The organism is Pseudomonas sp. PA-4-8C (assembly GCF_021606625.1).
Lineage (GTDB): Bacteria > Pseudomonadota > Gammaproteobacteria > Pseudomonadales > Pseudomonadaceae > Aquipseudomonas > Aquipseudomonas lactis.
This window is the reverse complement of sequence record NZ_WKCD01000266.1, coordinates 1-7,649: the sequence shown is the minus strand read 5'-3', so window position 1 is coordinate 7,649 and position 7,649 is coordinate 1. Positions and strand designations below refer to the sequence as shown.

Here is a 7,649-nt window from a genome sequence, read left to right as displayed (position 1 = left end):
TTCATGGGCAGGCCAGTACAGGAAGAGAGTGCCAATGTGTGGTTAGGACCGTCCAGATGGTTCCATTGAAACTCGCTCTTCCAACAAGGTGAAAAAACCCGCACAAGCCCCTGGTGCCTTTTGCAAATTACTGCACAAAAGCGCCACGAAATTAAAGTATTTATATATATAAATCATTGGGTTATGCGCAGATTCTCCTTTGGCACAGGCAGTGCAAAAGAGGTAAACGCCGAAACTATTTCGACTGCGTCTACCTTAAGGAAAAATCATGAATATCCCTATTGAAGCCTTAGCTCACCTTGGTGGCAGTTCGCCTCAATTCATGCTCCATCTGACAGACGACCAACAGAAAAAACTCCGACGTTTCATTCACAAACGGGTACTCAACCCGGAAGACGCGGATGATCTTTTGCAACTGACATACTTGGAGGCCTGGCGCAATCGCGAGCGTTTCAGTGGTACCGCGACGCTGAGTACCTGGATGTGCGGTATCGCGCAAAACCTGATCCGCAACCACTTTCGACGCCTATATGCCAAGCCTGCACATTGCGAATTCGATGAGTCGCTGTGGCACGGACAGGAAGAAAGCCACAGCCTGGACTGGGAATTCGAGGTCAACCGGCGACTGGAAAATACCCTGAGCGCGATCGATCACTTGCCCACAGAAATGCGTAGGACGTTGTATGCCTCGCTGGAAACCGACGGCAGCTACCAGGACACCGCCGACGTACTGGACATTCCTATCGGCACCGTGCGCTCGCGCCTGTCACGGGCACGCGAACAGCTCAAGCGCGTCACCCACCCCCCACTGCACACGTAAGTTGAATTAGTCGGTCAAGCGTTGGGCGACAGGGATATCTGCCCAACACTGTCGGACTTGGCCCCCGAGTAAACCTTCAAAGACACCGAGCTTCTTCTACTCCCCTCATCCACGGTGCATTCGCCACCGCCCGTCGCCAAAATCAGCGCTTTGGCTTAAACAGTTGAAAGCGTAGAAAAATTTTCAACAAAAACGCTTGACGCATTGCCGTTCCAAGCGAATAATGCGCGCCACTTGGCTACATAGCTCAGTTGGTTAGAGCATAGCATTCATAATGCTGGGGTCCGGGGTTCAAGTCCCTGTGTAGCCACCAAGTACCGATTTATAGAGATCCAAGGATGTCTATAAATTACCTCAAGAAGCCCGCCTCGTGCGGGCTTTCTTGTATCTGGACGTCCAAGCTGGTCCACCTACATCCTTCACATCTTGTATGCCTCCATGTATGCTTCAATAAAAATTGAACTGGAGGCATACACGAGTGAAACGCAGCGATATTAAACGCCGTCCTCTCTCCGATACCGCACTAGTCAATCTCGCTCCCGAAGCGGGGGCCTACCGTGAGCTAGACAGCTCGGGGCTGTATTTCAGAGTAAAGCCTAACGGGCAGAAGTCGTGGGAGTTGCGCTATAAGAAGCCCGACGGCAAATGGTCGTGGCTCGGGCTTGGCGGTTACCCAGAAGTCAGCGGCGCCCTTGCTCGGCAAAAAGCTGCTGAATTGAGATCGGATGCAGCAGAAGGCAAAAATCCGATAGCCTCCAAGAAAGCTAGAAAAGCTGCGGAGATAGCAGCAACAAACGAAACCTTTGAAGTCTTGGCTCGTGAATGGCATACGTCTCGCTTGGCTGGCTGGGATGTCGGCACAGCAAAAAGAGTCCTTGGAGCCTTGGAACGCCACGTGTTCCCTCTTGTCGGAAAACGTCCTTATGTCTCCATCATGTCGATGGAATGGATGGAGCTTTTGAGAGGGCTCGAACGTCAGGGAATCCTCGAGCAGATGAGTCGCGTGAGGGCTTACTGCAAAGACATCTACGACCTGGCTCGCGTAACCGGCAGGGCGATGAACAACCCCTTAGAGGGGGTTCATAAATTTCTGTCATCGGGAAAGGCCGAGAACTACGCCCATGTCTCCCTGGAAGAACTTCCCGCACTGCTCAGAGCAATACGATCATACCCACACGCCAGGGATATCCAGCTTGGCCTCCAACTGCTTACTCTCATGGCTGTCCGCCCCAGCGAGCTTCGAGAGGCATACTGGGCTGAGTTCGACTTTGACAAACGGCTTTGGACCATCCCCGTTGAACGCAAAGGCCGTAAAAAAGGGCGTGAACACCTTGTACCACTCTGCAAGCAGGCACTAAGCGCTCTTACTGAACTAAGGAAAATCACGGGAGCGTACCCATTGCTGTTCCCTGGTCGAAGTGATCGAACCAAGCCTCGCAGCGATACCGTTTTTCTGATGGCGCTAAGGCGCCTTGGTTACGAAGGACGACAGACCGGACATGGCTTCCGTCATATTGCAAGCACCGTACTCAACGAGCACGGTTTTCCAGCGGACCACATTGAAGCCCAGCTCAGTCACAAGCCGTCAGGTGTCCGAGGGATCTATAACAAGGCTCAGTACCTGGAGCAACGTACGACAATGATGCAGTGGTACGCCGATTATCTTGACGGGCTTGAACAGGAAATATCAGAGCCGTATAAAACTACGGCCTCTTAGCTTCTTGCCCAGTGAAGAGAGTCCGCAGAGCGTCCTGATAGGCTTAGCTTGAAGTCGACCATTTAGGTTGCGGGATGCCACAGCTTGGTGAGCATTTATCCAAATTGAGCTGACTGTCAGCTTTAATACTTTCACACCGCCTACGAATTAGCGCTGTTGTTAACTCGTAATAGTAGACGGTAGCTGGAGCTGAGCATCGCAGGTAGTGCTTCAGAAACCATCTCACGTGCTTTTCTCTCCAGGACCAGGGCGTCGCGCAACCCCAACGCTCACGAATCGCCTCGTGCATCCTTTCTGCTTGCCTGATGTGCCGCTGCCGCGTGGCATGCGCACCTTTAAGCAGAGGGCTCAAAAACAACTCCATATCGAACTCGGACTTCATCGATGACCTCCGATGTAGGCACTCACAACGTCGATGCGGTTATGCCCCAACTCGTGGCTGATCTGCTGGCGTGCACACTGATCGAGTGCTCGATCCTCTCGATGACAACGACCGCCATTGATGGGCGCGGAGAAGCCGGTCAGTTGCTCATAGCGCTCACAGGCGTAAGCCGCCCGCAGCTCATGAAAACCTTTCAATCCATGCTCATGCAGAATGTCCCGTGCCGGTCGCACAACTACCTGCATAAAGTCTTTGTAGCTTTCGTCGGGCGCCAACAAATTCCGGCTGCCATTGGGTGAGTTCGCGCTGGCCCAATCCAGGGCATCGCGAACTTGATCCGTTACCGTAATCCAGCGCGGTGCCGATGCGCCTGATCGACCGCCTTTGGTGCCATCCTGGATGTTGATCTTGCCCAGTTGCCGACCCTCACGTTGCAGTCGGGGCAGATCGGCCAGGATCGCTTCGCGCAGGCGCATACCAGTCTCACGGGCGAGGAGCACAATGGCACTCACCCTCGATTGCTGACGATCTGACAGAGTCCGCGCGATCAACTCGACCTGCGCACGGTCTTGGCCTTGCGGAGCCTCACTACGCACGCTTGAGCGCTGCAAGCCAAGCGCCTTACTCGGACTCGGGATTTTGACGTACTGATCACCGCGCAGCGCGGCCATCGTTCGGTTCACGCTGGACAGTCGGTTCTGCGCGGTGGCAATGCCGACGTTGCCCTGATCAACCTGCTCCCGCACGTGGACGGCGTACCGCATGAGGATCTCGCGGTCTATCTGGCGCGCGTCGTTGACCCTCGGCCCTTCATCGGATCGACACCAATGCACGAACGCCTGCCAGCGATCACTATGGGCTTTGACGGTAGCAAAATGGCCGTCGCCAAACAGGTCTTTCAGTGCTTGCGGTCCAGCATAGCTAAGCTGGCGACCGAAGCCGAAATTGCGCCCCGCTCGCTTACCGACCCGAGCCATTTTTCTGTTCCTGATCGACTGCCGCGAGATCATGCAAAAGGGCTCGCCAGTGCGCACTTACAATCGCGAACTGAGCCCAATCAGTCGGGCGAAAACACAGCGTGTTGTCAGTGACGTAGAGATGCACGCCCTGCTCTTTCAACAACTGAATGATGGCTGTCGTCGAGGTGATAGTTTTACGGGTGGTGGCGACACCGGCGACAGCGGCGACATCCCTTGCCCTGCTTGGCTTTGAGCGTGGCGACAAAGTGGCGACAGTAGCGGCGACAAATTGCGCTTTCGGCTCCTTTTCGCGCTGAGCCAGATGGTTGCGCAGCGCTTCATCAAGATTGAACATGGCGCACCTCGAAGGTGTGGCCGTCGGTGATGAGCCACTGATGATCAATCAACTCGACCAGCAGCTTGGCGGCATGACGACTGCTCTTGCGGGCAAAGCGGGGACCGTTGCGATTCAATTCACGAATACTGAAACGCTTCCAATCTTTGACCTGTAGCCATCGCAGCAGCCGGTCTGCCTCCTCTTTTACTCGACACACTGGCTCCTGCTCAGTCAGGCGCTGGATCTCGGTGAGGTAGTAGCCGACTAAAGCGGAGGCACGCTGGATATGGTCGACCTCCACGGCGCTGCTCTCCTCCACAACTGCAAGAATGCCGGCGACGCGCAGCAGGTTATCGGCGGCCTTTGATCCGCTGGGCCGTACGCTGGCCAGCTCGCCAAACTCCCCCAGCTGAGCTTCGATAGCATCATGCAAATCAATCCAGCGACGGCGGGCCAACGGACTGAGGGTCAGCGGTGACAGCTGCAGAGCACCGTCAGCGGAAAGTGACCAAGGCTTATGAAACAGGGCCGAAAGGCGGTGGTGATATCGCTTTAGGACGGCGTCTTTCGACAAGTCGACAGCCTGATAGCTACGTTGTCCAGCCAGGCTGGTGGGCCAGGTCATCAGGCAGCGTCCGAGGATGCCTTGCCCCTGGAGCAACGGATCACTTAGTAACTGTATGGCCAAGTACGGTTGCAACATCAGGTGCAGGCTCACGCGTCGGTCATAGGCTCGCAGGCTTTCACCTGCCATGGAGCGCGCGCGATCTATCGGACTGCCATCCCAGAGTGACGACAAGGTTGTTACCGCTTTCAAGCGGTTATCCCGACTCATGGTGCTGCTACCGAGGAATTGTCCACCCTCATCACAGAACAGCCCCATGCTAGGCAGGTCATGACAAAGCCCCTTCACTAGGGCCTCGATAGTCGGGTCCGTGGTGATCAGCCGAGGGGCTGAGGGCTCCGCTTCGAGTGACATTCCGTTCGCGGACTCAGGATCGGCAGGCTTGATACGCTGCGCCTGTCGCTGTGCGGCACGGTACCGGGTAAGTTGTTCGCGATAGCGCTGCCACTGCTCACGCTCCCATTGCCGTGCTGGCAGCAATGCACATCGATCTGCCGCCGTTTTACGATCCCCTGACGCGGCCACCGTGATCAGGTACAGCGACAGCGGATAACTGCGCCCGTCGAGCTGTAAGCCCGCATGACCTTGAGTGGCCAGAGCCGAGGCAGCCAACATCGATTGTGCGGCCAGTGCTTGGGGCACGCCGATGACCTCGGCCATGCGCTCTACCGCAGGCCCAAGAATTCCACCCAGTGCCTGCACCGGATAAGCCTGGGCGACGGGATTCGACTCAATCAGCGGTCGAGGTCGTCGTGGTTGTTCAAGCTTCGGATCTAACTGCTGCATGGGCCCTCTCCTCGTTCATTGCTGGTTGCCCTCACGTAGTCCCGCCACGGATGTTGAGTGTTATCAGGGATCAAGGCCCCTGCGGCCTGTGAGGTGTTCACTGACGCGGAACGCACGGCTCCTTACGACCGGGAGCGAGGGCATAAACCCATGAATCTGGCCTCCTTAGACGCATCCGAAGATGCGGGCGGGTGGAGGCTGTGCCGACTGACGAGTTCGGCACCTAGAGATCCTGGGTGAGAGAAGGCAACAACATCGACATCTGGCGCATGCCTGACTGTCAGTCAGGTGCAGCCTTTCCATAGGTTGCGGCACCAGTGGCTGTGTCGTTGTGGATGGCGACGAATCGGATTTGTCAGGCCGATTGTCACGAGGAGAGTTGCGGCAATGCCTTGTACGACGTGGCTTGCAGCAGTGGTACGAGCGCCCGTCTCTTTCCAGGAGAAAGAGACGGGCGCAGTCTGGCGCAGCGAGGTGTGCAGAGAGGTGAGGTTGCTGCAGCGCAGCGAGGTAGGTCCATCGTCTGCCGCAGTGGACAGATCAGTCGAGTAGGCATCCATCACTCTTGGGGAGTGACCGTGCGAACCGCCGGACGCTAATCGCACTTGGGGAAGAACCATCACGCAAGTGGCGTAGCCTTGAAGGTTCTGGCTACCTGGGCAGGTGCTGTCAACGACAGCGATCCATGCGCCAATTTTTATACCCACTCGAAAAGACGGTCAAGCGTCACGGCCAAAGCGTGCAAAAAGTGGCGACTGTCGCCACTTTTGTCGCCACGCTGCAGGGCATGTCCGACGTGGGTTGTCGCCGGTGTCGCCGGTGTCGCCACTGCTCTAGCCATGACCACGGCAAGATCCGTTCTTACAATGTGGCGGCACTCGAAAAGTGATTACTGATGGGTAACGAAGGCTTGATGCTTATTGAAATTCAAAATGAGATTGTGGAACGAAGTGGCTCGAAAAAAACGGCTGAACCCTCCAACCGGCGCGATCAAAGATCGCTGGATCGGAGGGTTTGGCGGGAAAAGCAAAATCTCAAACGTCAAATACAGCCTCAAGCATCAAGCTAGTTGATTGGGAAGTGGCGGCTTCACGCCCCATGACCAGCGGCTGCTGCAAGCATGCAGTATCAATAAGATATACATCCGAATGAGGCTGCCAGCCAATCGACTATTTTTCTTCAATTCAGTTAAGCTCGGTACCGTAGTTTTTTTCGACGATGCACTTCAACAGGAGAGTCAATGCACAAGGTTTTGCTTGCCGTCAGAGCCATCCAGAAAGGTGATGTGTTCGGCTATTACAGCCATCAACTCACCCTTCCCTTCGCACCGTTCCCAGGCCTTCGTTTTGAGCAAGGAACCAGTTGCACGTTGTGGAAAACGATGACTGGCTCGGAGCTTGCTCCATCTGTTGAGCAGGTCATCTACGACTTGGATGAGGAACAATTCGTCTGCCTATTTGATGTGGACATCCCATTGAAGGCATCTTTTTGGACTGATGATGTAGGTCTGAAGCCCGGATCTGTCAGCGCTATCGGCGAATACTTCCGTAACATGCCCATTCATAGGTAGCTAAGAGCCCAGTACGCCAGCCTTTTCATAAGGAATTATTACGATGAGCGAAACCATGACTGCCGACGAACTCAATCTACTTCTGGACAACATTCGCCTAGAGATTGGTTACCAAGGGGAGGTTACGACCCTCACCTTGAAGCCGCGTCAGGCAGAAGAAATTGATGCTATCAAGAACGGCCTTTACGTTGAGGGGCGTACCTTTCAGTTCAACTCAGCGACCAACAAGCTCACTGTTGACTCGACGAATTGCCCCGTCCACGAGTGATATGTACTAAGGCTGACCCACCGAGCTTTTTCACACATACGCAAGGATGCGAGCAATGCCCGTGCTCAAGAAAAGTCTTTCGAAAAGCCTCATAGCCGTAATCGCCTCAGTTGGTGGCGCCTGCCTTGAAGCCACTACCGACATAATCAAGAAAAACCTCGAGCCCGCGTTGATCAGCGTACGAA

The 7,649-nt window shown here is 55.2% G+C and carries 7 protein-coding genes, 1 tRNA gene and 1 pseudogene; 5 read left to right on the top strand and 4 right to left on the bottom strand.

Annotation, left to right across the window (positions count from 1 at the left end):
* Window positions 1-268: 268 nt before the first annotated feature.
* The 3 genes from GIW04_RS25250 to GIW04_RS25240 all read left to right on the top strand — a co-directional run bounded on the left by GIW04_RS25250 (window position 269) and on the right by GIW04_RS25240 (window position 2,537).
* The gene (locus tag GIW04_RS25250; RefSeq protein ID WP_094775112.1) at window positions 269-820 is read left to right on the top strand and encodes an RNA polymerase sigma factor; all 552 of its coding nucleotides are present in this window, start codon (window positions 269-271) and stop codon (window positions 818-820) included.
* Window positions 821-1,056: 236 nt separating this feature from the next.
* Window positions 1,057-1,133: transfer RNA gene (locus tag GIW04_RS25245), tRNA-Met, on the top strand.
* Window positions 1,134-1,298: 165 nt separating this feature from the next.
* The gene (locus GIW04_RS25240) at window positions 1,299-2,537 is read left to right on the top strand and encodes a tyrosine-type recombinase/integrase (RefSeq protein ID WP_032903968.1); all 1,239 of its coding nucleotides are present in this window, start codon (window positions 1,299-1,301) and stop codon (window positions 2,535-2,537) included.
* A 136-nt stretch (window positions 2,538-2,673) separates the two neighbouring features.
* Here GIW04_RS25240 and GIW04_RS25235 read toward each other — a convergent pair.
* The 4 genes and pseudogenes from GIW04_RS25235 to GIW04_RS25220 all read right to left on the bottom strand — a co-directional run.
* Window positions 2,674-2,919: pseudogene (locus GIW04_RS25235) on the bottom strand (hypothetical protein); the annotation flags it as partial.
* Window positions 2,916-3,896 carry an integrase domain-containing protein gene (locus GIW04_RS25230; protein ID WP_033896929.1) on the bottom strand — a complete coding sequence of 327 codons (981 nt, stop codon included), beginning with the start codon at window positions 3,894-3,896 and terminating at the stop codon, window positions 2,916-2,918. The pseudogene GIW04_RS25235 and the gene GIW04_RS25230, both read right to left, overlap by 4 nt.
* Complete coding sequence (locus GIW04_RS25225) at window positions 3,880-4,233, bottom strand: hypothetical protein (RefSeq protein WP_033896927.1); 354 nt, start codon at window positions 4,231-4,233, stop codon at window positions 3,880-3,882. Before GIW04_RS25225 ends, GIW04_RS25230 begins: the two co-directional genes overlap by 17 nt.
* A complete protein-coding gene (locus tag GIW04_RS25220) occupies window positions 4,220-5,626 on the bottom strand; it encodes a YfjI family protein (RefSeq protein WP_032902229.1) in 1,407 nt (468 codons plus the stop codon). Before GIW04_RS25220 ends, GIW04_RS25225 begins: the two co-directional genes overlap by 14 nt.
* Before the next feature lie 1,240 nt (window positions 5,627-6,866).
* On the opposite strand from GIW04_RS25220, the gene GIW04_RS25215 reads away from it, so the two are divergent.
* On the top strand, window positions 6,867-7,196 hold the full coding sequence (locus GIW04_RS25215) for a hypothetical protein (protein WP_032902228.1): 330 nt from the start codon (window positions 6,867-6,869) through the stop codon (window positions 7,194-7,196).
* A 43-nt stretch (window positions 7,197-7,239) separates the two neighbouring features.
* Complete coding sequence (locus GIW04_RS25210) at window positions 7,240-7,464, top strand: hypothetical protein (RefSeq protein WP_032902227.1); 225 nt, start codon at window positions 7,240-7,242, stop codon at window positions 7,462-7,464.
* The last annotated feature ends 185 nt before the right edge of the window (window positions 7,465-7,649 follow it).

Bases quoted from the DNA above. Each gene is read 5' to 3' on its own strand.
- GIW04_RS25250 (WP_094775112.1), top strand. From the start codon at position 269: ATGAATATCCCTATTGAAGCCTTAGCTCACCTTGGTGGCAGTTCGCCT.
- GIW04_RS25230 (WP_033896929.1), bottom strand. From the start codon at position 3,896: ATGGCTCGGGTCGGTAAGCGAGCGGGGCGCAATTTCGGCTTCGGTCGC.
- GIW04_RS25225 (WP_033896927.1), bottom strand. From the start codon at position 4,233: ATGTTCAATCTTGATGAAGCGCTGCGCAACCATCTGGCTCAGCGCGAA.
- GIW04_RS25220 (WP_032902229.1), bottom strand. From the start codon at position 5,626: ATGCAGCAGTTAGATCCGAAGCTTGAACAACCACGACGACCTCGACCG.
- GIW04_RS25215 (WP_032902228.1), top strand. From the start codon at position 6,867: ATGCACAAGGTTTTGCTTGCCGTCAGAGCCATCCAGAAAGGTGATGTG.
- GIW04_RS25210 (WP_032902227.1), top strand. From the start codon at position 7,240: ATGAGCGAAACCATGACTGCCGACGAACTCAATCTACTTCTGGACAAC.